The organism is Streptomyces sp. NPDC044064 (assembly GCF_056434245.1).
Genome location: NZ_JBWKFN010000005.1, coordinates 356,003 through 378,937, shown reverse-complemented (window position 1 = coordinate 378,937; position 22,935 = coordinate 356,003). Strand labels below are relative to the sequence as shown.

Here is a 22,935-nt window from a genome sequence, read left to right as displayed (position 1 = left end):
GACGACCGTCCCGCCTACCGCCGTGACGACCGGCGCGACGACAACCGTGGCGGCGCCTACGGCGACCGCGGCGGCTTCCGCCGTGACGACCGCCGCGATGACCGTCGTGACGACCGCGACCGCGGCGAGCGCGGTGGCTTCCGTGGCCGGGACGACCGAGGCGGCCGTGGGCCCCGCCGTGACGACCGCGGTGGTCGGCCGGGCGGCTTCCGCGGGCGTGACGACCGCCGCGACGACAGCCGCGGCGGTGGCTACGGCGACCGCGGTGACCGTCGTGACGACCGGCGTGGCGGCAGCCGCTTCCGCGACGAGCGCGACCGGGACCGTGAGCCGATCAAGCGGCTGCCGTTCCCGGAGGACGTCACCGGAGACGAGATCGACAAGGACGTCCGGCAGGAGCTGCAGAGCCTGCCCAAGACGCTCGCGGAGGACGTCGCCAAGAACCTGGTGATGGTCGCGCGGCTCATCGACGAGGAGCCCGAGCGCGCCTACGGCTACTCCAAGGTGGCCCTGCGTCTGGCTTCCCGTGTGGCCGCCGTACGTGAGGCCGCCGGGTTCGCGGCGTACGCCAACCAGAAGTACAGCGAGGCTCTGGCCGAGTTCCGCGCCGCACGGCGCATGACCGGCAGCGTCGAGCTGTGGCCCGTGATGGCCGACTGCGAGCGTGGGCTCGGGCGGCCGGAGAAGGCGCTGGACATGGCCGGCGCTCCCGAGGTGCACAAGCTGGACAAGGCCGGGCAGGTCGAGATGCGGCTCGTCGCGGCGGGCGCCCGGCGTGACATGGGTCAGCTGGACGCGGCCATCGTGACCCTGCAGAGCCCGGAGCTGGCCTCCAACTCCGTCCAGCCGTGGACCGCGCGGCTGCGCTACGCCTACGCCGACGCCCTGCTGGCCGCCGGCCGGGAGAACGAGGCGCGCGAGTGGTTTGCCAAGGCTGTCGAGGCGGACCGGGACGGCAGCACGGACGCCTCCGACCGGCTCGCGGAGCTGGACGGCGTGGAGTTCGTCGACGCCCTCGACGAGAACGAGAACGAGAACGAGAACGAGAACGAGAGCGGGAGCGAGAACAACGAGGACGAGGGTGGCAACGAGGACCGGCGCGATGACAGCGCTGCCCCTGCCGACGCCACCGCCGCTCAGGACGACGACAAGGACTGAGCCGAGCGGGTGACGACATGACGAAGGGCGGGACCGACCGGTCCCGCCCTTTCGTATGCGCGCTGTCGGATCTGTCAGATCTCCAGTGCCCGCAGCACCAGCCCCGACGCCGGCTTCGGGCCGAACGACGTCGACTTTCGGGGCATCGTCACGCCCTGGCGGGCCAGGTCGCGTACGACGTCCTCGTGGACCGGGTGCAGCAGGACGGCCGTACCGCCGTCGCGCTCCGCCTTGGCGACCGTGGCGGCCGTGTCGTGGATGTAGGCGATGTGGGCCGGGGAGTCCTCGGGGATGTGCCAGACGTGGTCGAGGAGCGTGGCGTGCAGGACCGTGGCGTCCAGGGAGCGCCAGGCGGCCGGGCGGTCCTCGGGGATCGTGCGGGCCAGCAGGTCCGGGTCCGGGCGGTCGACGAGGTGGAAGGCGCCGTCGCCGGCCAGCAGGAAGGCGTTGCCGGCGCAGGCCGCGTCCGCCAGCCGTCCCAGCGCCTCGGCCAGCGACACGTCGAGGCGTCGTACCCGGAAGAGGCCTTCCAGGGCCGCCACCGCGTCCGCGACCGGCAGGCCGTGCAGCAGGCGGTGGATGGCGCGGACGCGCAGCGGGTAGCGGGCGGTGTCGACCAGCAGCACCAGGCCGTGGTCCCAGGGGCTGGGGGAGGGGTGCTCGGCGCGCAGCAGCCGATAGGTGGCCCAGCGGTGGTGGCCGTCGGCGATGAGGGCCTGGTGGTGGGCCAGATCGGACTGGATGCGGGCCACGTCGGCGGGGTCGGTGACCGACCACAGGCTGTGGTGGAAGCCGTCCTCGGTGGTCGTGGCCAGCAGCGGGGGCTGTTCCGCCGTGCGCTCGACGACCTCGGCCGCCGCGCCGTTGCCGTGGTAGGTCAGCAGCAGGGGTTCCAGGTTGGCGCGGGTGGCGCGCATCAGGGCCGCGCGGTCGGCGACCACCGGGAGCATGACGTCCTCGTGCGGCAGCACCACGCCCTCCACGGGCTCTGACACGCGTAGAGCGCCGATGACGCCGCGCTGGAGCATGCCGTTGTCGTCCCGCTGCTCGTACACGTACAGAGCGGGGACCGGGTCGGCGGTCAGGACGCCCTCGGCGAGCCAGCGGCGCAGGGTGTCGGCCGCCTGTTCGTTGCGGGCACTGGGCGTGCCGGCCTGGGGGAGGATCAGACGGACGATGTTGTACGGGTCCGCGGCCTCGAGGTAGTGCAGGCCGTCGGGGCGGATGACGACGTCGTACGGCGGGGAGGTGACGGAGGCCAGGCTCCCGACCCGGTCGGGGTCGTATCGAAGGCCGCGGAACGGGGTGAGTTCCAGGCCTCGGTGCGCCGTTGCTTCCGAGTGACCTGCAGTGTTCATCCCGGCATCGTACGTGTGTCAGTGGTGTGCGGGATGATCGGGGGAGAGACCGTCGAGCAAGGAGCGATGTGGAATGAGCCAGGGCGTCACGACGAGGCCCGAGGGCAGCGGGCAGCCCCTGAGCGAGGCGTACGACACGGCGCTGCTCGATCTGGACGGTGTGGTGTACGCGGGCGGGAGCGCGATCGTGCACGCCGTCGACTCGCTGGCCGAGGCCCGCGCGGGCGGCATGCATCTGGCCTATGTCACCAACAACGCGCTGCGCACGCCGGATGCCGTGGCGGAGCACCTGACGGAGCTGGGGATACCGACGGGTGCGGACGACGTCATCACCTCGGCGCAGGCGGTCGCGCGGCTGATCAGCGAGCAGGTGCCGGCCGGGTCGCGGGTGCTGGTGATCGGCGGTGAGGGGCTGCGGGTGGCGCTGCGCGAGCGCGGTCTGACGCCCGTGGAGTCGGCGGACGACGATCCGGCGGCGGTGGTGCAGGGGTACGGCGGCCCCGAGCTGACGTGGGGGCGGTTCGCCGAGGCGTCGTACGCCGTGGCCCGCGGGGTGCCGTGGTTCGCGTCCAACACCGACCTGACGATTCCCAGCGGGCGGGGCATCGCGCCGGGCAACGGGGCGGCCGTGGAGGTCGTCCGTATCGCGACCGGTGCGGAGCCCCAGGTGGCGGGCAAGCCGCTGCCCCCGATGCACCGGGAGACGATCCTGCGTACGGGCGCGAAGCGGCCGTTGGTGGTCGGGGACCGGCTGGACACGGACATCGAGGGCGCGTTCAACGGCGGAGTGGACTCGCTGCTGGTGCTGACCGGCGTCACGGACGGCCCGCAGCTGCTCGCCGCGCCGCCGCAGCACCGGCCGACGTATGTGGACGCCGATCTGCGCGGGTTGCTCACCGGCCAGCCGGAGGTCACCGAGGACGGGGCCGGTTTCCGCTGTGGCGGCTGGACGGCGACCGCCGGGGCGGACCAGCTGGAGCTGGCGGGCGAGGGCGATGCCCTGGACGGACTGCGGGCCCTGTGCGCGGCGGCCTGGACGGCCGCCGGGGACGGCTCCTGCGAGCTGGACGGAGGGAAGGCGCTGGCGCGGCTCGGGCTCTGACCGCGCGTCGATCCCGGGATCGAGACCTCGGGATCGAGATCGTGTGCGAGGGTAGGCTAACCTAACCTCGTGTTGGTCGACAGTCCTCCGGAACAGCGCGCGGAGACCGCCCCCGCGCCCCCAACCCGCCGGGCGGTGCGGGCCCTTGGGCTCCTCCTGGCAGTCGCGATCCTGATGCTCGCCGCCCTGGCGAGCATCGCGATCGGGGCGAAAGCGCTGACGCCGGACCAGGTCTGGCACGGCCTGTTCCACGACACGGGGACGTACGGCGACGTCGTCGTCGACGAGCGGCTCTCGCGTACGGTCCTCGGTCTGCTGGCCGGTGCCGCGCTCGGCCTCTCCGGGGCGGTGCTGCAGGCGCTCACCCGCAATCCGCTGGCCGACCCGGGACTGCTCGGCATCAACGCCGGTGCGTCCGCCGCCGTCGTCACGGCCATCACCTACTTCGGCGTCACCAGCCTCACCGGCTATGTGTGGTTCGCCTTCGGCGGGGCGGCGGCGGTCGGCGCGCTGGTGTGGTTCCTCGGCGGCAGCCGGGGCGCCACACCGGTACGGCTTGCGCTGGCCGGCACGGCGATCAGCGCCGCGTTGTACGGCTATCTCCAGGCCGTGATGATCACGGATGACGCGGCGCTGGGCAGGATGCGTTTCTGGACGGTGGGTTCGCTGGCCTCGGCGACCGACTCGACCATCGTGCAGGTGCTGCCGTTCCTCGCGGCCGGCACGCTCCTCGCGCTCGCCCTGGCCCGCCCGCTGAACGCCGTGGCGATGGGCGACGACACCGCGCGTGCCCTCGGCGCCAACCTGGCCCGCACCCGGACACTGGCCATGCTCGCCGCCACCGTGCTCTGCGGCGCCGCGACCGCGGCCTGCGGTCCGATCGTCTTCGTCGGCCTGATGGTCCCGCACGTCGTGCGCTCCTTCACCGGCCCCGACCTGCGCTGGATCCTGCCGTACTCGACGGTCCTGTCACCCGTGCTGCTGCTCGGTGCCGACGTCGTCGGACGGGTCGTGGCCCGCCCCTCGGAGCTCCAGGTCGGCATCGTCACCGCGGTCATCGGCGGCCCGGTCTTCATCTTTCTCGTACGACGGCGGAGGACGGCCCAGCTGTGAAGACCAACCGTGTCATCAGGACGCCGGGCGGGCTCTCGCTGCGGCTGGACGTGCGGGCCGCCACCGTCGTCGCCCTGCTGCTGCTCGCCGCGCTCGCCGCGAGCGTCGTGCTGATCGGCACCGGCGACTTCCCGATCCCGGCGAGCGACGTGGTCAGGACGCTGCTCGGCAACGGCAACGCCAGCCAGGAGTTCATCGTCAACGAGCTGCGGCTGCCACGGGTCCTGGTCGGGCTGCTGGTCGGCGCCTCCCTCGGGCTCGGCGGGGCGCTGTTCCAGGCCGTCACCCGCAATCCGCTGGGCAGCCCGGACGTGCTCGGCCTCGGACAGGGGGCGACCGCCGGGGCGCTCGTGATGATCGTGCTGTTCTCCGGGAGCGCGGCCCAGGTCACCGTGGGCGCGCTCGTCGGCGGACTGGTGACCGGGGTCGCCATCTATCTGCTCGCCTGGAAGCAGGGCGTGCACGGTTATCGGCTGGTCCTGGTCGGAATCGGTGTCTCCGCGATCGTCACGGCGATCAACGGCTATCTGCTCACCGTGTCCGACATCGTCGACGCCGCCCGTGCCGTCGTATGGATGACGGGGTCGCTGGGCGGCCGCGACTGGGACCAGGTCTGGCCGCTGCTCGGGCTGTGTGCCGTACTCGTGCCGCTCGTCCTCGCCAACGCGCGCGGCCTCAGGATGATGGAGATGGGCGACGACGTCTCGAACGCCCTCGGCGTGCGCGTCGAGCGCGTACGGGCGCTGCTGATGGTGGCCGCCGTCCTGCTCACCGCGACCGCCACCGCCGCGGCCGGCCCGGTCGGTTTCGTGGCCCTCACCGCACCCCAGCTCGCCCGTCGCCTGACCCGGTCTCCCGGCCCCAACCTGCTGCCGTCCCTGTGCATGGGCGCCGCCCTCCTGGTCACCGCCGACTGGGCCTCGCAGCGCGCCTTCGGCGCCGACCAGCTGCCGGTAGGCGTGATCACCGGGGTCCTCGGCGGCGTCTACCTGCTGTGGCTGCTGGTCACCGAGCGCAGGGCGGGCCGGATATGAGCGGCTCGGGACAGCCGGACACGAGCGGCTCAGCGATCAAGAACACCCGAAGGAGCACTGTGAACCGCCTGTCCGCCGAGAACGTCACGCTCGCCTACGACCAGCGCGTCATCGCCGAACAGCTGTCGGTGGAGATCCCCGACAACTCCTTCACGGTGATCGTCGGCCCGAACGCGTGCGGCAAGTCGACGCTGCTGCGGGCGCTGTCGCGGATGCTCAGGCCGAGCCGGGGCCGGGTGCTGCTCGACGGGCAGGTCATCCAGTCGATGCCCGCCAAGAAGGTCGCCCGGACCCTCGGCCTGCTGCCGCAGTCGTCCGTCGCGCCGGACGGGATCACCGTCGCCGACCTCGTCGGCCGCGGCCGCTACCCGCACCAGGGCATCCTGCGGCAGTGGTCGGCCGAGGACGAGCGGGTCGTCCAGGAGTCCATGGCCCGCACGGGCGTCGCCGAACTCGCCGACCGGTACGTGGACGAGCTGTCCGGCGGCCAGCGCCAGCGCGTGTGGATCGCCATGGCGCTCGCCCAGCAGACCCCGCTGCTGCTCCTGGACGAGCCGACCACCTATCTGGACATCCAGCACCAGATCGACGTCCTCGACCTGTGCGCGGAGCTGCACGAGACCCAGGGCCGCACCCTGGTCGCCGTCCTGCACGACCTCAACCACGCCGCCCGGTACGCCACCCACCTCATCGCCCTGAGCGGCGGCCGGGTGATCGCCGAGGGCGCCCCGAACGACATCGTGACGGCCGAGCTGGTCGAGGAGGTCTTCGGGCTGCGCTGCCAGATCATCGAAGACCCCGAGACCGGAACCCCGCTGGTGGTTCCGGCCGCCAGGAAGGCGCGCACGGCGCGGGTCACAGCAGCTTCCTGAGCCGGAACAGGTCCAGCAGGTTCGCCTCCAGCCGCACCCGGCCCGAGCCCCAGGCCGTGGCGAAGTTCAGCTCGCCGTTCACCAGGGCCACCAGGTCGTCGCCGGCCATGGCGAGCCTGATCTGTGCCTTCTCCCGCGGTGGCCCGGGGTGCGTCTCGTCCACCTCGATCCGGCCGCCGGTGAGCCGGCCGGCGAAGGTGACGTCCAGGTCGGTGATGTGGCAGCTCACGGAGCGGTCCAGGGCGGCGGCCGCGCGAACGTCGCCCTCGGAGCCCTGCATGTTGTCCGAGAGCTTTCCCAGTGCGGCGCGGCACTCCTCGATCGTGGCCATCGCGCACGACGGTACCCCAGCGGTTCGGGGTAGCGTCTGGGCATGAACGAGTCCGTGTCAGAGGCCGAGGTCGGCACCGAGTTCATGGCCGGGGCGGAGGCCGTGGCCGATGTCGAACCCGAGTACGACCCCGCCGCCCCCGCACCCCTGGACGTCCCCCGCACCCCGACCGGCGACGCCGAGGTCGACGCCCAGCTCGAGCGGCTGGGTGACACCGACCACCTCGCCACCGACGGACATCTCGAGGTGTACGAGGATGTACATCGGGGGCTGCGCGACGCGCTCACCGCGCTCGACGCCCGCCCGGGACCTCCGGTTCCCGCCCGTCACCCGACCGCCGCCCCTCGATGAGACCCTTCGGGTCACATCTTTCGGATCGTCGTATCAGAGCAGGAGCTGAACCGAACGTGGCAGGAGTCGCACGCCGCCGTCTGGACGCGGAGCTGGTCCGCCGGAAGCTCGCGCGCTCGCGCGAGCACGCCAGCCAGCTGATCGCCGCCGGGCGGGTCACCGTCGGCAAGACCGTGGCGACCAAGCCGGCCACGCAGGTGGAGACCGCGGCGGCGATCGTGGTCCAGTCCGACGACGGCGATCCCGACTACGTCTCGCGCGGCGGGCACAAGCTCGCGGGCGCCCTGGAGGCCTTCGTACCGCAGGGGCTCGTGGTCGAGGGGCGGCGCGCGCTGGACGCCGGCGCGTCCACCGGAGGCTTCACCGACGTCCTGCTGCGCGCGGGCGCCGCGCACGTGGTCGCCGTGGACGTCGGATACGGCCAACTCGCGTGGTCTCTCCAGAGCGATGAACGCGTCACCGTCAAGGACCGTACGAACGTACGCGAGTTGACGCTCGATGCGATCGATGGGGAACCTGTGGATCTTGTCGTGGGTGATCTGTCCTTCATCCCGCTGGGGCTGGTGCTGCCCGCCCTGAAGCGGTGCGTGAAGCCGGACGCCGACCTGGTGATGATGGTCAAGCCGCAGTTCGAGGTGGGGAAGGAGCGGCTCGGCAGCGGGGGTGTCGTACGGAGTCCGCAGCTGCGGGCGGAGGCCGTGCGGGGGGTGGCCGAGAAGGCCTGGGAGCTGGGGCTCGGGGTGCGTGCAGTCACCGCCAGTCCGCTGCCCGGTCCCTCGGGCAATGTCGAGTACTTTCTCTGGCTGCGGTCCGGTGCCCCCGAACTGGACCCGGCCGACGTTGACCGTGCAGTGGCGGAGGGGCCGCGTTGACACAGAACCGAGCGCGTACTGTTTTCCTGCTCGCCCACACCGGGCGTCCCGCGGCGATCCGCAGTGCGGAACTCGTGGTCAAGGGACTGCTGGGGCAGGGCATCGGGGTGCGGGTGCTGGAGGAGGAGGCGCGCGACCTGCCGCTGCCCGAAGAGGTGGAGCTGGTCAAGGAGGCGACACCGCAGTGCCTCGACGGCTGTGAGCTGCTGATAGTGCTCGGCGGCGACGGCACGTTGCTGCGCGGCGCCGAGTTCGCCCGGGCGTCCGGGGTGCCGATGCTCGGGGTCAACCTCGGACGGGTGGGGTTCCTCGCGGAGGCCGAGCGGGACGACCTGGACCGGGTGGTCGACCGGGTCGTCGCGCGGTCGTACGAGGTCGAGGAGCGGATGACCGTCGATGTCGTCGTGCACCGCAACGGGGACATCGTGCACACGGACTGGGCGCTGAACGAGGCGGCCGTGCAGAAGGCCGGCGCCGAGAAGATGCTCGAGGTCGTGCTCGAGATCGACGGGCGGCCGGTCACTGCCTTCGGGTGTGACGGGATCGTGCTGTCGACGCCGACCGGGTCCACGGCGTACGCGTTCTCCGCCGGGGGGCCGGTGGTGTGGCCCGAGGTGGAGGCGCTGCTGATGGTGCCGATCAGTGCCCATGCGCTGTTCGCCAAGCCGCTGGTCACTTCGCCGGATTCGGTGCTCGCCGTGGAGGTGCTGCCGCACATTCCGCCCGGGGTGCTGTGGTGCGACGGCCGGCGGACCATCGAGCTGCCCCCCGGGGCACGGGTGGAGGTCCGGCGGGGGGCTGTGCCGGTCCGGCTCGCCCGGTTGCATCATGCTTCGTTCACCGATCGGCTCGTGGCCAAGTTCGCGCTGCCGACCCATGGGTGGCGGGGGGCGCACTAGGCGCTCGTCCACGCGTACTCCGTCCCGGGCAGGCGATGCCCTGTCCGGGTGGCTCGAACGCTCTTGGCATATTTTCCCGGCAATGTCCGGTTATATCTGCCCATGAACAGTTCAGCCCGAGGCGGTAGGCCCGGCTAGCGGCATGCCGCCATCAAGGAGACGACGATGAGCGAACAGCATGTGGCGCTGGCCGGGAGCACCCGCCCGGCCAAGGCCGACGCGACCCGGCTGAGAGACGCCGACGCGCACGACCCGGTGACGGTGACCGTCACCCTGCGCGGCAAGGTGGCCCCCGCCGGCCAGGTCCCGGAGGGACGACGCCAGGACGCCGCGAAGACCAAGGCCGCACTCGAACGGTACGGCCTCACCGTCGACGAGGAGCGGCTCGAGCCGGGCAGCATCGTGGCGAGCGGTTCCGCGGCTGCCATGAACGCCGCCTTCAAGGCGGACCTCGGTATCTACCACAGCGCGGAGCAGGGCGAGTTCCGCGGCCGCGAGGGCGAACTGAAGATCCCGGCCGAGCTCGAGGGCATCGTGACCGGCGTCTTCGGACTGGACCAGCGTCAGGTGGCCCGGCGCCTGGTCGCCGGGGGCTCGGGCTTCCAGGGGTCGTTCACACCGGAAGACCTCGAGTTGCTGTACAACTTCCCCACGGGTGACGGGGCCGGGCAGAAGATCGCGATCGCCGAGTTCGGCGGCTGCTACTTCGACGATGATCTGAGGGCCTTCTGTGCCGCCCAGAACCGGCCGGTTCCGCGGGTCGAGGTGGTGCCCGTGGACTTCGACCCGCCGAGGTCGCTGCAGGAGGCCCGGCAGCTGCCGCCCGCGGAGCAGAAGTTCGCGCTCGAGGCGGCGGGCGAAGTGATGATGGACGTGCAGATCATCGCCGCCCTCTGCCCGGCGGCCGAGATCTCGGTCTACTTCGCGGAGTTCGACCAGCGGGGCTGGATCGAGGTGCTCGACCGGGTCATCGCGCAGCAGCCGGTGACGCTGTCGGTGAGCTGGGGCCTCGCGGAGGACGACCCCAACTGGTCGGGCACCGCGCTCGACCAGATCAACAAGCGTCTCGAGGGCGCGGCGGACCGGGGCATCACGGTCTGTGTCTCCTCCGGCGACGACGGCGCGGGTGACCAGGTCATGGACGGCCGGGCACATGTCGACTTCCCGAGCAGCAGTCCCTTCGTGCTGAGTGTCGGCGGGACCATGATCGACGCGTCCGGCACGGAGGTCTCCTGGTGGGTGGCGCCGGGGCGCCGGGTCCGGGGCAAGCCCGGCAGCGGCTCGAGCGGCGGCGGCGTCTCGACCAAGTTCGAGCGTCCGGCCTATCAGCAGCAGATCAACGTCGACTCGCTGAACCCGGGTGCGATCAAGGGGCGGGTCGTGCCGGACGTCGCGGCGCTCGCCGGCCCCCCGTTCTACGACCTGACGCTCTTCGGCGAGCCGGAGCCCAACGGCGGCACCAGCGCCTCCGCCCCGCTGTGGGCCGCCCTGTACGCGCGCGTCAACGCGCTGCTGCCGCAGCAGAAGCAGCAGCGCTTCCTCACTCCGCTGCTCTACCGAAGCGGCAACAACGGCGTGCCGCTCGGCCAGGCCGCCTGCCGTGACATCGCCGAGGGCCACGACAACGCCTCGCACCCGCCCGCGGTCGGTTACCCGGTCAAGCCCGGGTACGACGCCGTCACGGGCTGGGGCGTACCCGACGGCATGGCCCTGGAAAAGGGTCTGTAGGCAGAGCACCGCACTCGCCCGGGTGACAATGCGGCACCGATCCGCATTCGTCACCTGCACCTTCACGGAACGGGGCCGGGGCCCGTCGCACTCCGGCCCCGGGACCTCGTAAGGTCTTCTCCGTGTTGGAGGAGATGCGGATACGGTCGCTCGGGGTCATCGACGACGCTGTCGTCGAGCTGTCGCCGGGGTTCACCGCCGTCACCGGTGAGACGGGTGCGGGCAAGACCATGGTGGTCACCAGCCTCGGGCTGCTGCTCGGCGGGCGGGCCGACCCGGCGCTCGTGCGGATCGGGGCCGGCAAGGCGGTCGTGGAGGGGCGGATCACCGTCCCCACGGACGCCGCCGCCGTCGTACGCGCCGAGGAGGCCGGGGCCGAGCTGGACGACGGTGCCCTGCTGATCAGCCGTACCGTTTCCGCCGAGGGGCGCTCGCGGGCGCACCTGGGCGGGCGGAGCGTGCCCGTGGGACTGCTCGCCGAGCTGGCCGACGACCTGGTGGCCGTGCACGGGCAGACGGACCAGCAGGGGCTGCTGAAGCTGTCGCGGCAGCGGCAGGCCCTGGACCGGTACGCGGGCGACGGCGTCGCTGTTCCGCTGGCCAAGTACACCGAGGCCTACCGGCGGCTGCGGGCGGTCTCCGCCGAGCTGGAGGAGATCGTCACGCGCGCGCGTGAGCGCGCCCAGGAAGCCGACATGCTCCGGTACGGGCTGGAGGAGATCGCGGCCGTGGAGCCGCGTGCCGGGGAGGACGTGGAGCTGGCCGAGGAGGCGGAGCGGCTCGGGCACGCCGAGGCGCTGTCGTCCGCCGCCACCGTTGCGCACGCCGCCCTGGCGGGCAATCCCGAGGATCCCGAGGGCATCGACGCCTCGACCCTCGTCGCGGGCGCACACCGGGCCCTGGAGGCCGTCCGCTCCCACGATCCCGCGCTCGCCGCCCTCGCCGACCGGATCGGTGAGGTCGGGATCCTGCTCGGCGACGTGGCCGGTGAGCTGGCCGGGTACGCCGACGACCTGGACGCCGACCCGCTGCGGCTGGCCGCCGTGGAGGAGCGCCGGGCCGCGCTGAACGGCCTCACGCGCAAGTACGGCGACGACATCGGCGCCGTTCTCGCCTGGGCCGAGCAGAGTGCGGCGCGGCTCACCGAGCTGGACGGCGACGACGAGCGGACCGACGAGCTGACCGCCGAGCGGGACGCGCTCCGCACGGAACTGGGCGGGCTGGCCCAGGCGCTGACGGACGCCCGGACGGAGGCCGCCGAGCGGTTCGCCGCCGCGGTGACCGCCGAGCTGGCCTCGCTGGCGATGCCCCACGCCCGCGTGTCCTTCGACATCCGGCAGGCCGAGGACCCGGAGGGCGTCGAGGTCGACGGCCGCACGGTCGGGTACGGGCCCGCGGGCGCGGACGAGGTCGAGCTGCTGCTCGCACCGCACCCGGGCGCGCCGCCCCGGCCCATCGCCAAGGGCGCCTCCGGCGGTGAGCTGTCCCGCGTCATGCTGGCCGTGGAGGTCGTGTTCGCGGGGACCGACCCCGTGCCGACGTACCTCTTCGACGAGGTCGACGCCGGTGTCGGCGGCAAGGCCGCGGTGGAGATCGGGCGGCGCCTGGCGAAGCTCGCCAGGACCGCACAGGTCGTCGTGGTCACCCACCTGCCCCAGGTGGCCGCCTTCGCCGACCGCCAGCTGCTGGTCGAGAAGACCAACGACGGCTCGGTCACCCGTTCCGGCGTGAAGGTCCTGGAGGGTGAGGAGCGGGTCCGCGAGCTGTCCCGGATGCTGGCCGGCCAGGAGGACTCGGAGACGGCGCGTGCGCACGCGGAGGAGCTGCTGGCCACGGCCCGAGCGGATCTGTGACGCTGTCGGGATGACCGACCGCGCCCGAAGGTCCCGCTCGTTCCTGCTGGCCGCCGCGCTCACCCGGGCCGGCCAGGCGCTCCTGCGTGCCGCGCCGCCCGGCGGGCGCGAGCGCTGGGAGCGGAAGAACTACGCGGGGCGGACCGTCGGGCTGTACGCCGGGCCCGCCTCGGCTCTCGGCACGGCGGTCGCCGCCGCCCGGGTGCACCCCGGTGCCGGGCTCGCGGTGCTGGCCGCCGGGGCCTGCGGGGCCTACGACGACGTCGCCGGGGCCGGGGATCCGCGGCGCGGGTTCCGGGCACACCTGGGCGCGCTGCGGGACGGAGAAGTCACCAGCGGGGCCGTGAAGTTGTTCGGGATCTCCGCCGCCGGGCTGGTGGCGGGCGCCCTGATGAAGGAGCGGCCCCTCGACAAGGTGCTGGCGGGTGTCGTGATCGCCGGGGCCGCGCACTGCGTGAACCTGGTCGACATACGGCCGGGGCGGGCCGCCGGGGCGGTGCTCGCGCTCGGAGCGCCGGGGCTGCTGCGCGGCGGGCCGGGCGGGGAGCTGACCGCGGCTGCCCTGGGCGGTGCCGCGGCCGTGCTGCCCGACGACCTCGGGGAGCACGTGATGATCGGTGACGCCGGGGCGCACGCCCTGGGGGCGGCGCTCGGTGCCGCCGTGGTCGCGTGCAACCGGCGCGCGGGGTTGCTCGCGCACGCCGTTGCTGTGGTGGCGGCCGCGGCGTACGGGGACCGGGTGAGTGCCGGGGTGCGCGCACTGTGAGCCTCTGACCTTGTCGTACGGCCACACCGGCCGTACTGCCGAGCCGGGGTCCTCTTCACCCGTGTGGGTGACGTGCTCCGGCGCACTGCTCCGGCCCGCCGCGCTGTGCGCCTCCCCGGAGTGCCCGGAACGGCCGTACGTCCTGGCATGCTTGGCAGGGAACGCAGGGCGGGCGGCGGGGCAATGCGGCGCGGGTGGCGGGTCGAACGCAGCCCGCGCGGGATGCGCGCGGTACGTCCTTCCGCCCCTCTCCGCCCGATACCTTCAGTACGTTTCTTCCTTCAGTACTTTTCTTCGTGACCGCCCGCGCCGAGTCAGGAGCACCGGCCTCGTGAGCCCCGTGAGCAGCAACGCACCGCACGGCCAGTCGCCGCTGCGCACCGTGCAGGTGCTGGGCGGAGGCAACGCCGGCAGCAGTGCGCACGTGCGCTCCCTGGCCGAGGGGCTCGTCGCCCGGGGCGTGCGGGTCACGGTGTGCGCCCCCGCCGAGGCCGATCACGCCTACGACTTCACCGGGGCCGGCGCCGACCATGTGCACGTACCGCGCAGCAGCGACCCGGGCTCCGTGGCCGCGCTCCGGGCGGCCTGCGCCGACGCCGATCTGGTGCACGCGCACGGGCTGCACGCCTCCTTCCGTGCCGTGCTCGCGCTCAGCGGGCGCCGCACCCCGCTGGTGGTCACCTGGCACAACCGGGCCCGGGCCGAGGGCGCGCGGGCGCATCTGCTGCGGCTGCTGGAGCGGCGCGTGGTCAGGACGGCCGCCGTGGTGCTCGGCACCACCTCCGACCTGGTCGACCGGGCGCGCCGGACGGGCGCCCGGGACGCCCGGCTCGCGGCCGTGGGCCTGCCCGGGCGCCGCCGCCCGGTCGACCACGACGACCCCGACCGGCTGCGGCCCAAGACCCGCGCCGAACTCGGCGCCACCGGACGCCCGTTGCTCATGGCGGTCGGCTCCCTCGACCGGGAGCGCGGCTACGAGGTCCTGCTGGACGCGGCCCGCACCTGGCGGGACCTCGACCCGGTACCGCTGGTCGTCGTCGCGGGGGAAGGGCCGCTGCGGCCGGTGCTGCAGCGGCGGATCGAGGACGAGGAGCTGCCGGTGCGGCTCGTCGGACGGCGCGAGGACGTGCCCGAGCTGCTCGCAGCCGCCGATCTCGCGCTGCTTACCAGTAGTTGGGAGTCCCGGTCCGTCCTCGCCCAGGAGGCGCTGCACGCGCGCGTGCCGCTCGTCGCGACGCGCGTCGGCGGTGTTCCGGACCTCGTCGGCGACGCCGCCGAGCTCGTCCCGTACGGCGACGCGGAGGCGCTCGCGGACGCCGTCGTACGGCTGCTCGCGGATCCGGAGCGGCGCGAGCTGCTGCGGGAACGGGGCACGCTGCAGGCGGCCGGCTGGCCGACGGAGGACGAGACCGTAGCCCAGGTCCTCAGCGTCTACGACGAGTTGACCCAGCCGAGGCCGCTCTCCTAGGGCACATGCCGGCGGGCCCGCAGGGCGAGGCTCAACGCCAGTACGGTCTGCGGGTCGTCGAGGTCGGTGCCCAGCAACTCCCCGATGCGGCCGAGCCGGTTGTAGAGGGTCTGACGGTTGAGGTGCAGCTCGCGGGCGGTCTCCGCCTTGCGGCCCGCGTGCGCCAGATAGGTCTCCAGAGTGGGCAGCAGCGGTGGCTTGGAGCGGTGGTCGTGGTCGCGCAGCGGGCCGATCGCGCGCTCCACGAAGGCCGCCAGGTCCGGGTGGTCCCGCAGCCGCCACAGCAGCAGGTCGATGTCCAGGCGGCGGGCGTCGTACCAGGGGCGGTCGGTCAGGCCCTGCGCCGCCGTCGCCGTCTCCGCCGCGTGCCGCAGGCCCGCCGACGCGGCCGCCCAGCCACCGGCAACCCCGACCACCACGACCGGCGGCGGGGCGCCCGGCCGCTGCATGCCGGCCCGTTCGACGCCCGCCCGCAGCGCCGCCGCCACCCGGTCCGCGACCGCGGAGCGCTCCGACTCCGAGCGCAGCCCGAGCAGCACCGGCACCCGGCCCTCGACCGGCCGCACACCCAGCAGCACCGGCACGCCCACCGAGGCCAGCTCCTCGGCGACCGCCCGCGCCAGCACCGCCCAGCCTCCCCCACTCTCGGCTCCGCTCGAGCGGGCGGTACCCCCACCGGGGGAGAGGGAGTCCCCGACCCGCATCACGACGGGCAGCAGCGGGCTGTTGCCCGGCTTGAAGCCGAGGACCCGGGCCTGTGCCGGGGCGTCCTCGGCGGCGATACGGCCCTCGGCGAGGTCGGTCAGGAAGTCGCCGCGACCGCGCGCCGCCAGCTCCTCCTCCTGCCGGGCCTGCATCAGCACCACGGCCAGGATGCCCGCGGCCCGCTCGGCGGCGATCCGGTGCACCGGGGCCAGCGGCGAGCGCACCGGCAGCAGCACCAGCCGGGCCCGTACCGACCCCGGCCCTGCTCCCGGTCCGCCGCCGGGCACGTCCACGAGCACCGAACCGGCGGGCGGCGGCGCGTCCTTGTGCGGACCCCGCAGCCCCTCCCACACCTGCAGCGGATCCGCGCCCTCGGGGCCGGACCCGGCGGCGTACAGCAGCCGGCCGTCCACCGTCTCCAGGAACACCGGGTTGGCGCTGAAGTCGGCCAGGATGCCCAGCACCTGCGGCACCCCGCCACCGCCCAACAGCGCCTCGGTACACCGCCGGTGCACCTCCTCCGCGCGCTGCAGCAGTGCGTAGTGGCCGTTGACGATCTCGGTGTGGATCTCCTCGGTGACGGTCACGAACGGCACCTCACGGTGCAGCTGGACCAGCGGCAGCCCCGCGCTGCGGGCGGTGTCCACCAGGGCGGCGGGCAGCCGGGTGAAGCGCGGGCCCAGCTCCACCACCAGCGCGGCGATCCCGCGCTCGGCGAGCGTGCGTACGAACGCGCGCTGCTCGGCCGGGCGGGTCCCGAGGCCGTATCCCGTGGTCAGCAGCAGCTCGCCGCCCTTGAGCAGCGAGGCGATGTTCGGCACCTCGCCCGCGTGCACCCAGCGGACCGTGCGCCCGAGCCGGTCGGCGCCCGCCAGGATCTCCGGGAGCCCACTGCGCAGTCCCGGCAGCTCCAGCGCCCGTTGAACGGTGATCCCGGCGCCCTGAGTGGCGAATCTGCTCTCCGTACCGCTGTCCATGGAGCGGACGCTACCTGCGCAAACGCCCGGACGACAGCTCGGGAGCCGGCTACACCGGACGGATGTTGTGGTTGAAGCGGAACACGTTGTCCGGGTCGTACACCCGCTTCACCTTCTCCAGCCGCAGCAGGTTCCCGGCGCCGAGGCCCGCGCGAACCCGCTCGGCGCCCTCCTCGCCGATGAGGTTCAGGTACACATCGCCCGTGCTCCACGGCCGGACACCCGCGCGCACGTCCCGCACCCAGGCGAAGGCCCGCTCGTCGTCGGCCGGGTCCGCCCAGACGGCGAACGGGTGCACGGTCCAGGGCGCGTCCCGGTACGGCACCGGGTACTCGTGCGGGCCGGCGGCGATCGCACCGCCCTGCGGGAAGACGATGTGCTGGGTGCGGGTCGGCACGGGCATGTCCGCGGCCCGGGTGCAGTAGACGTCCACCAGCTCGTCGGGCAGACCCGTCAGACACTCGGCCGACCAGTGGTTCCGCAGGCCCGGCGGAACGTCCAGCATGGACTGCAGGTCCACGTAGGGCACCGCGGTGACCAGCTGCGACTCGTGCGGCAGCGCCAGCAGCGGCTCGGCCAGCTTGCGCAGGTCCTCCGCGCCGCCGGCGTACGTCAGAAGCGCGGCGCACACGAGCCGCCCGGCCAGGTGCTCCGGTACGAACTCGGCGGACGGGCCGGTGAGGTACAGCACCGCGCCGCCCAGCTCGTCGGGGGCGCCGCCGAGGACCTCCCGGAAGGTGCGGACCGCGTCCGGGCCGGCCTCCGGCAGGTACAGCAGCAGGGCGACGGCGAACTCGGGCAGCTCGTGCAGCTCCAGGGTGAGCGCGGTGGCGACGCCGAAGTTGCCGCCGCCGCCGTGCAGGGCCCAGAACAACTCGGGGTTCTCGTCGGCGTTGGCGTGCACCTGCTCGGCGTCGGCGGTCACCAGTTCCACCGCGATGAGGTTGTCGACGGCCAGGCCGAAGGCGCGGTCCAGCCAGCCGGTGCCGCCGCCCAGCACGAACCCGCCGACGCCCGTGGACGAGATCCGGCCGCCGGTGGTCGCGAGGCCGTACGGCTGGGCGGCCCGGTCCAGCCGGCTCATCGTGGCGCCGCCCTCGATGCGGACCGCCTCGCTCGCCGGATCCACGGTCACCCGGTGCATCCGGCGCAGGTCCACCACGAGCGCGCCGTCGCCCAGGGCCGTACCGGCCACGCCGTGCCCGCCCCCGCGCACCGCGATCGGCAGGTCGAGATCCCGTCCGAAGCGCACCGCCCGGACCACGTCGGCCGCGTCCGCGCACTGCGCGATCACGGCCGGACGCTTGTCGATCATCCCGTTGAAGACGGCACGCGCCTCGTCGTAGCCCGCGTTCCCCGGGGCGAACACCTCACCGGCCAGATCCTCGCGCAGCGCGGCGAGGGCCGCGCCCGCCTTCGAGAGGGAAGCCATGGCCGCCCCCTTCCGCACCGGGGGTAGTTCGCTTCCAGCCTAGGCAGGCCCGGTCACCCGGTCGCGCTCAGCCGCCGTACGCCCCGGAGGCCGTCAGCCGCAGCGCGGTGTCGATCAGCGGCACGTGGCTGAAGGCCTGCGGGAAGTTGCCGACCTGGCGCTGCAGCCGCGGGTCCCACTCCTCGGCGAGCAGACCGAGGTCGTTGCGCAGCGCGAGGAGCTTCTCGAACAGCTTGCGGGCCTCGTCCACCCGGCCGATCATCGCGAGGTCGTCCGCCATCCAGAAGGAGCAGGCCAGGAAGGCGCCCTCGTCGCCCGGAAGGCCGTCGACTCCCTCGCTCTCGCCCTCCGTCGGGTAGCGCAGGATGAACCCGTCCGTGGTGGAAAGCTCCCGCTGGATCGCCTCGATGGTGCCGATCACCCGCTTGTCGTCCGGCGGCAGGAAGCCCATCTGCGGAATCAGCAGCAGCGAGGCGTCCAGCTCCTTGGAGCCGTAGGACTGGGTGAACGTGTTGCGCTCCTGGTCGTAGCCCTTCTCGCACACGTCCCGGTGGATGTCGTCGCGCAGTTCCTTCCAGCGCTCCAGCGGGCCGTCCGCGTCACCGGACTCGATCAGCTTGATGGTGCGGTCCACCGCCACCCAGGCCATCACCTTCGAGTGCACGAAGTGCCGGCGCGGGCCGCGCACCTCCCAGATGCCCTCGTCCGGCTCCTGCCAGTGGTCCTCCAGATAGCGGATCAGCTTCAGCTGGAGCAGGGAGGCGTAGTCGTTGCGGGCCAGACCCGTCATGTGCGCCAGGTGCAGGGCCTCGGTGACCTCGCCGTACACGTCCAGCTGGAGCTGGTGCGCCGCGCCGTTGCCGACCCGGACCGGGGCGGAGGCCTCGTAGCCCGGCAGCCAGTCCAGCTCGGCCTCGCCCAGCTCGCGCTCGCCCGCGATGCCGTACATGATCTGCAGGTTCTCCGGGTCGCCCGCGACCGCGCGCAGCAGCCACTCGCGCCAGGCACGGGCCTCCTCGCGGTAGCCCGTGCGCAGCAGCGAGGACAGGGTGATCGCCGCGTCCCGCAGCCAGGTGTAGCGGTAGTCCCAGTTGCGGACGCCGCCGATGTCCTCGGGCAGCGAGGTGGTGGGGGCCGCGACGATGCCACCCGTCGGGGCGTACGTCAGTGCCTTCAGGGTGATCAGCGAGCGGACCACCGCCTCGCGGTACGGACCGTGGTACGTGCAGTGCTCGACCCACTCGCGCCAGAAGTCCTCCGTCGCCACCAGCGCCTGCTCCGGCTCCGGCAGCGGCGGCGGCTCCTTGTGCGAGGGCTGCCACGAGATGGTGAACGCGATCCGGTCACCCGGGGCGACCGTGAAGTCGGCGTAGGTGGTCAACGACTTCCCGTAGGTCTCGGCCTGCGTGTCGAACCAGACCGAGTCGGGTCCGGCGACCGCCACCGTCCGGCCCTCGTGCCTGTGCACCCAGGGCACCACCCGGCCGTAGGAGAACCGCATCCGCAGCGCGGAGCGCATCGGCACCCGGCCGGTGACGCCCTCCACGATCCGGATCAGCTGCGGCGCGCCGTCACGCGGCGGCATGAAGTCCGTCACGCGCACGGTGCCGCGCGGGGTGTCCCACTCCGACTCCAGGATCAGCGAGTCGCCGCGGTAGCTGCGCCGGGCGGCCGTGGGGGGCTGCGCGTCGGCCGCGTGCGCCGGGCCGAGCCGCCAGAAGCCGTGCTCCTCGGTGCCCAGCAGGCCGGCGAAGATGGCATGCGAGTCGAAGCGGGGCAGGCACAGCCAGTCGACTGTGCCGTCCCGGCAGACCAGTGCCGCGGTCTGCATGTCTCCGATGAGTGCGTAGTCTTCGATGCGCCCGGCCACGTGCAACTCCAGTCGAACGGCCACGTCACCCCCGCACAAGGGGGGCTGTCGCTAGTGCGGTCAAGGGGTCGTTGTTGTGCGTCGTTGAGCGGTGAAGCAAAGCAGCCTGCCGAGCCCTGAGGCAACACGACAGTCTTTGCTCAACGAACTGCCGCGCTCTCGTTGTTCCGGGTGATGCAGGCGGGGGTGTGCCGTCGTTCCGGCCGGGCTCGGCAGCGAGTGTCCGAGCAGGATACGACGCACGTAGATGATCTGCGCGCCGCTCCGGGCAACCTGCGTGGGCCGAACGAGTGACCAGCGGGTGATATCGATGTGACCACTGCATACCTGTGTATACGCACGTGGCGCCGTAACGTGTCAGTAGGAGCGCGGAGCGTGGCCGGAAGCCATCCCGTCCAGGCGCTGATACGCTGGTAGCCCGTGGACCGGTGGGCGACAAACCCCCGAACCGCAGCGACGGCACCCCCGGAAATCTCCGGGTGGCAGCCGCACAGCACAGACAGCGACCACGGGAGCCCCCTCTTGGCCATGCCGCCGAAATCTACGACGACCAAGCACATCTTCGTCACCGGGGGTGTCGCCTCCTCGCTCGGCAAGGGCCTCACCGCCTCCAGCCTGGGCATGCTGCTCAAGGCCCGTGGCCTGCGCGTCGTGATGCAGAAGCTCGACCCGTACCTGAACGTCGACCCGGGCACGATGAACCCCTTCCAGCACGGTGAGGTGTTCGTCACCAACGACGGCGCCGAGACCGACCTGGACATCGGCCACTACGAGCGCTTCCTCGACCGCGACCTGGACGGCTCCGCCAACGTCACCACAGGTCAGGTCTACTCCACGGTGATCGCCAAGGAGCGGCGCGGCGAGTACCTGGGCGACACCGTGCAGGTCATCCCGCACATCACCAACGAGATCAAGCACCGGATCCGGCGCATGGCCACCGACGAGGTGGACGTCGTCATCACCGAGGTCGGCGGCACGGTCGGCGACATCGAGTCGCTGCCGTTCCTGGAGACCGTCCGCCAGGTCCGCCACGAGGTCGGCCGGGACAACGTCTTCGTCGTCCACATCTCGCTGCTGCCGTACATCGGCCCTTCCGGCGAGCTGAAGACCAAGCCGACCCAGCACTCCGTCGCCGCCCTGCGCAACATCGGTATCCAGCCCGACGCGATCGTGCTGCGCTGCGACCGCGAGGTCCCCACCGCGATCAAGCGGAAGATCTCGCTGATGTGCGACGTCGACGAAGCCGCCGTCGTCGCCTGCCCCGACGCCCGCTCGATCTACGACATCCCGAAGGTCGTGCACACCGAGGGCCTGGACGCCTACGTCGTGCGCAAGCTCGACCTGCCCTTCCGGGACGTGGACTGGACGACCTGGGACGACCTGCTCGACCGCGTCCACAACCCCGACCACGAGATCACCCTCGCCCTGGTCGGCAAGTACATCGACCTGCCCGACGCCTACCTGTCGGTCACCGAGGCGCTGCGCGCGGGCGGGTTCGCCAACAAGGCCCGCGTCAAGATCAAGTGGGTCACCTCGGACGACTGCAAGACCCCGGCCGGGGCCAAGGCGCAGCTCGGCGACGTCGACGGCATCTGCATCCCCGGCGGCTTCGGCGACCGCGGTGTGCTCGGCAAGGTCGGCGCCATCCGCTTCGCCCGCGAGAACAAGATCCCGCTGCTCGGCCTCTGCCTCGGCCTGCAGTGCATCGTGATCGAGGCCGCCCGCAACCTGGCCGACATCCCGGACGCCAACTCCACCGAGTTCGACCCGGCCACCGGCCACCCGGTCATCTCCACCATGGCCGAGCAGATGGACATCGTCGCCGGTGAGGGTGACATGGGCGGCACGATGCGGCTCGGCATGTACCCGGCGAAGCTGGCCGAGGGCTCCATCGTGCGCGAGGTGTACGACGGCAAGGAGTACATCGAGGAGCGGCACCGTCACCGCTACGAGGTGAACAACGCCTACCGCGCGGAGCTGGAGAAGAAGGCCGGCATCCTCTTCTCGGGCACCTCGCCGGACGGCAAGCTCGTCGAGTACGTCGAGTACCCGCGTGACGTCCACCCCTACCTGGTCGCCACGCAGGCGCACCCCGAGCTGCGCTCGCGGCCGACCCGTCCGCACCCGCTCTTCGCCGGCCTGGTGAAGGCCGCCGTCGAGCGGAAGAATTCCAAGTAACACACCAGTTGTACGGTGGCCGGGGTGCATACCTTCGAAGGTGCGCACCCCGGCTTCACTTTTGCCGGGTTTTTTTGAGAGCGTGTGGGAGGACAGGGCATGACGATCAAGGACACCCCCGAGGAGTGGGAGATCCGGGCGACGGAGACCCCCTTCCGGGGCAACAAGACTTCCGTCCGCACGGACGACGTGGTCATGCCCGACGGCTCCGTGGTCCGCCGCGACTACCAGGTGCACCCCGGCTCGGTCGCCGTCCTCGCCCTCGACGAGGAGGACCGTGTCCTGCTGATCCGCCAGTACCGCCACCCGGTGCGGCACAAGCTGTGGGAGATCCCGGCCGGCCTGCTCGACGTGCCCGGCGAGAACCCGCTGCACGCCGCGCAGCGCGAGCTGTACGAGGAGGCGCACGTCAAGGCCGAGGACTGGCGGGTGCTGTCCGACGTGTACACCACCCCCGGCGGTTGTGACGAGGCCGTACGGATCTTCCTCGCCCGCGATCTGTCCGAGGCCGAGGGGGAGCGCTTCGAGACGGAGCACGAGGAGACCGACATGGAGTACGCGCGCGTGCCGGTCGACGAGCTGGTGCGCCTGGTGCTCGCCGGTGACGTGCACAACAACTGCCTCGTCGTCGGCGTCCTCTCCCTGGTGGCGGCCCGCGGCGGGGAGGGACTGGACGCGCTGCGCCCGGCCGACGCGCCGTGGCCCGCGCGCCCTTTCGAGTCCTGAACCCACCCGTCAGCGCATTGGTGTGACGATCGCCTGATCCGATCGGGCGACGTGCCCGCCGTGCTCTTCCCGGAACGTCGCAGAGCGTGAACTAGGCTCTGGAAAACGCCCGTACCGGAAGATCCGGCGGGCTTGCGCGTGC

19 protein-coding genes are annotated in these 22,935 nt (G+C 72.6%); 14 read left to right on the top strand and 5 right to left on the bottom strand.

Going from position 1 to position 22,935, the window contains the following annotated elements; all coding sequences use genetic code 11:
• Positions 1–342 precede the first annotated feature (342 nt).
• On the top strand, positions 343–1,158 hold the full coding sequence (locus tag AC07DS_RS11530) for a tetratricopeptide repeat protein (protein WP_479144239.1): 816 nt from the start codon (positions 343–345) through the stop codon (positions 1,156–1,158).
• Positions 1,159–1,232: 74 nt separating this feature from the next.
• Here AC07DS_RS11530 and AC07DS_RS11525 read toward each other — a convergent pair whose 3' ends face one another.
• Entirely contained in the window at positions 1,233–2,516 is a 1,284-nt protein-coding gene (locus AC07DS_RS11525) for a DUF1015 family protein (RefSeq protein ID WP_479144227.1), read from the bottom strand.
• Positions 2,517–2,589: 73 nt separating this feature from the next.
• On the opposite strand from AC07DS_RS11525, the gene AC07DS_RS11520 reads away from it, so the two are divergent.
• The 4 genes from AC07DS_RS11520 (at position 2,590) to AC07DS_RS11505 (ending at position 6,637) form a co-directional block, all read left to right on the top strand.
• Positions 2,590–3,618, top strand: a complete 1,029-nt coding sequence (locus tag AC07DS_RS11520; RefSeq protein ID WP_479144226.1) for an HAD-IIA family hydrolase — start codon at positions 2,590–2,592, stop codon at positions 3,616–3,618.
• Between the two features lie 69 nt (positions 3,619–3,687).
• Complete coding sequence (locus AC07DS_RS11515) at positions 3,688–4,731, top strand: FecCD family ABC transporter permease (RefSeq protein WP_479144225.1); 1,044 nt, start codon at positions 3,688–3,690, stop codon at positions 4,729–4,731.
• Positions 4,728–5,765 (top strand): FecCD family ABC transporter permease, encoded by a 1,038-nt coding sequence (locus AC07DS_RS11510; protein WP_479144224.1) that lies wholly within the window; start codon positions 4,728–4,730, stop codon positions 5,763–5,765. The genes AC07DS_RS11515 and AC07DS_RS11510 overlap by 4 nt, the downstream gene beginning before the upstream one ends.
• 59 nt (positions 5,766–5,824) lie before the next feature.
• Positions 5,825–6,637, top strand: coding sequence for an ABC transporter ATP-binding protein (locus AC07DS_RS11505; protein WP_479144223.1), 813 nt, complete (start codon positions 5,825–5,827; stop codon positions 6,635–6,637).
• Here the strand turns inward: AC07DS_RS11505 and AC07DS_RS11500 are convergent.
• Positions 6,621–6,968: an SCP2 sterol-binding domain-containing protein gene (locus AC07DS_RS11500; protein WP_479144222.1), complete on the bottom strand. Its 348-nt coding sequence runs from the start codon at positions 6,966–6,968 to the stop codon at positions 6,621–6,623. The two genes, AC07DS_RS11505 and AC07DS_RS11500, sit on opposite strands and share 17 nt — an antisense overlap.
• Before the next feature lie 42 nt (positions 6,969–7,010).
• On the opposite strand from AC07DS_RS11500, the gene AC07DS_RS11495 reads away from it, so the two are divergent.
• The 7 genes from AC07DS_RS11495 to AC07DS_RS11465 all read left to right on the top strand — a co-directional run bounded on the left by AC07DS_RS11495 (position 7,011) and on the right by AC07DS_RS11465 (position 14,905).
• Positions 7,011–7,319 (top strand): hypothetical protein, encoded by a 309-nt coding sequence (locus tag AC07DS_RS11495; RefSeq protein ID WP_479144221.1) that lies wholly within the window; start codon positions 7,011–7,013, stop codon positions 7,317–7,319.
• A 56-nt stretch (positions 7,320–7,375) separates the two neighbouring features.
• The gene (locus AC07DS_RS11490) at positions 7,376–8,191 is read left to right on the top strand and encodes a TlyA family RNA methyltransferase (protein ID WP_479144220.1); all 816 of its coding nucleotides are present in this window, start codon (positions 7,376–7,378) and stop codon (positions 8,189–8,191) included.
• Positions 8,188–9,090 (top strand): NAD kinase, encoded by a 903-nt coding sequence (locus AC07DS_RS11485; RefSeq protein ID WP_145882649.1) that lies wholly within the window; start codon positions 8,188–8,190, stop codon positions 9,088–9,090. The genes AC07DS_RS11490 and AC07DS_RS11485 overlap by 4 nt, the downstream gene beginning before the upstream one ends.
• Before the next feature lie 165 nt (positions 9,091–9,255).
• Positions 9,256–10,818: a S53 family peptidase gene (locus tag AC07DS_RS11480; protein ID WP_479144219.1), complete on the top strand. Its 1,563-nt coding sequence runs from the start codon at positions 9,256–9,258 to the stop codon at positions 10,816–10,818.
• A 134-nt stretch (positions 10,819–10,952) separates the two neighbouring features.
• A complete protein-coding gene (recN, locus tag AC07DS_RS11475) occupies positions 10,953–12,671 on the top strand; it encodes a DNA repair protein RecN (protein ID WP_479144238.1) in 1,719 nt (572 codons plus the stop codon).
• Positions 12,672–12,681: 10 nt separating this feature from the next.
• A complete protein-coding gene (locus tag AC07DS_RS11470) occupies positions 12,682–13,437 on the top strand; it encodes a hypothetical protein (protein ID WP_479144218.1) in 756 nt (251 codons plus the stop codon).
• A 331-nt stretch (positions 13,438–13,768) separates the two neighbouring features.
• Entirely contained in the window at positions 13,769–14,905 is a 1,137-nt protein-coding gene (locus AC07DS_RS11465) for a glycosyltransferase family 4 protein (protein WP_479144217.1), read from the top strand.
• On the opposite strand, the gene AC07DS_RS11460 is transcribed toward AC07DS_RS11465, so the two are convergent.
• The 3 genes from AC07DS_RS11460 to AC07DS_RS11450 all read right to left on the bottom strand — a co-directional run bounded on the left by AC07DS_RS11460 (position 14,902) and on the right by AC07DS_RS11450 (position 19,889).
• A complete protein-coding gene (locus AC07DS_RS11460; RefSeq protein ID WP_479144216.1) occupies positions 14,902–16,587 on the bottom strand; it encodes a PucR family transcriptional regulator in 1,686 nt (561 codons plus the stop codon). The genes AC07DS_RS11465 and AC07DS_RS11460 overlap by 4 nt on opposite strands.
• 49 nt (positions 16,588–16,636) lie before the next feature.
• A complete protein-coding gene (locus AC07DS_RS11455; protein WP_479144215.1) occupies positions 16,637–18,019 on the bottom strand; it encodes an FAD-binding protein in 1,383 nt (460 codons plus the stop codon).
• A 67-nt stretch (positions 18,020–18,086) separates the two neighbouring features.
• Positions 18,087–19,889 (bottom strand): glycoside hydrolase family 15 protein, encoded by a 1,803-nt coding sequence (locus AC07DS_RS11450; protein ID WP_479144237.1) that lies wholly within the window; start codon positions 19,887–19,889, stop codon positions 18,087–18,089.
• A gap of 528 nt (positions 19,890–20,417) precedes the next feature.
• Between AC07DS_RS11450 and AC07DS_RS11445 the strand changes: the two genes are divergently transcribed.
• Together AC07DS_RS11445 and AC07DS_RS11440 are read left to right on the top strand one after the other, a co-directional pair.
• Positions 20,418–22,067: a CTP synthase gene (locus AC07DS_RS11445; protein ID WP_479144214.1), complete on the top strand. Its 1,650-nt coding sequence runs from the start codon at positions 20,418–20,420 to the stop codon at positions 22,065–22,067.
• A 99-nt stretch (positions 22,068–22,166) separates the two neighbouring features.
• On the top strand, positions 22,167–22,793 hold the full coding sequence (locus AC07DS_RS11440) for an NUDIX domain-containing protein (protein ID WP_479144213.1): 627 nt from the start codon (positions 22,167–22,169) through the stop codon (positions 22,791–22,793).
• The last annotated feature ends 142 nt before the right edge of the window (positions 22,794–22,935 follow it).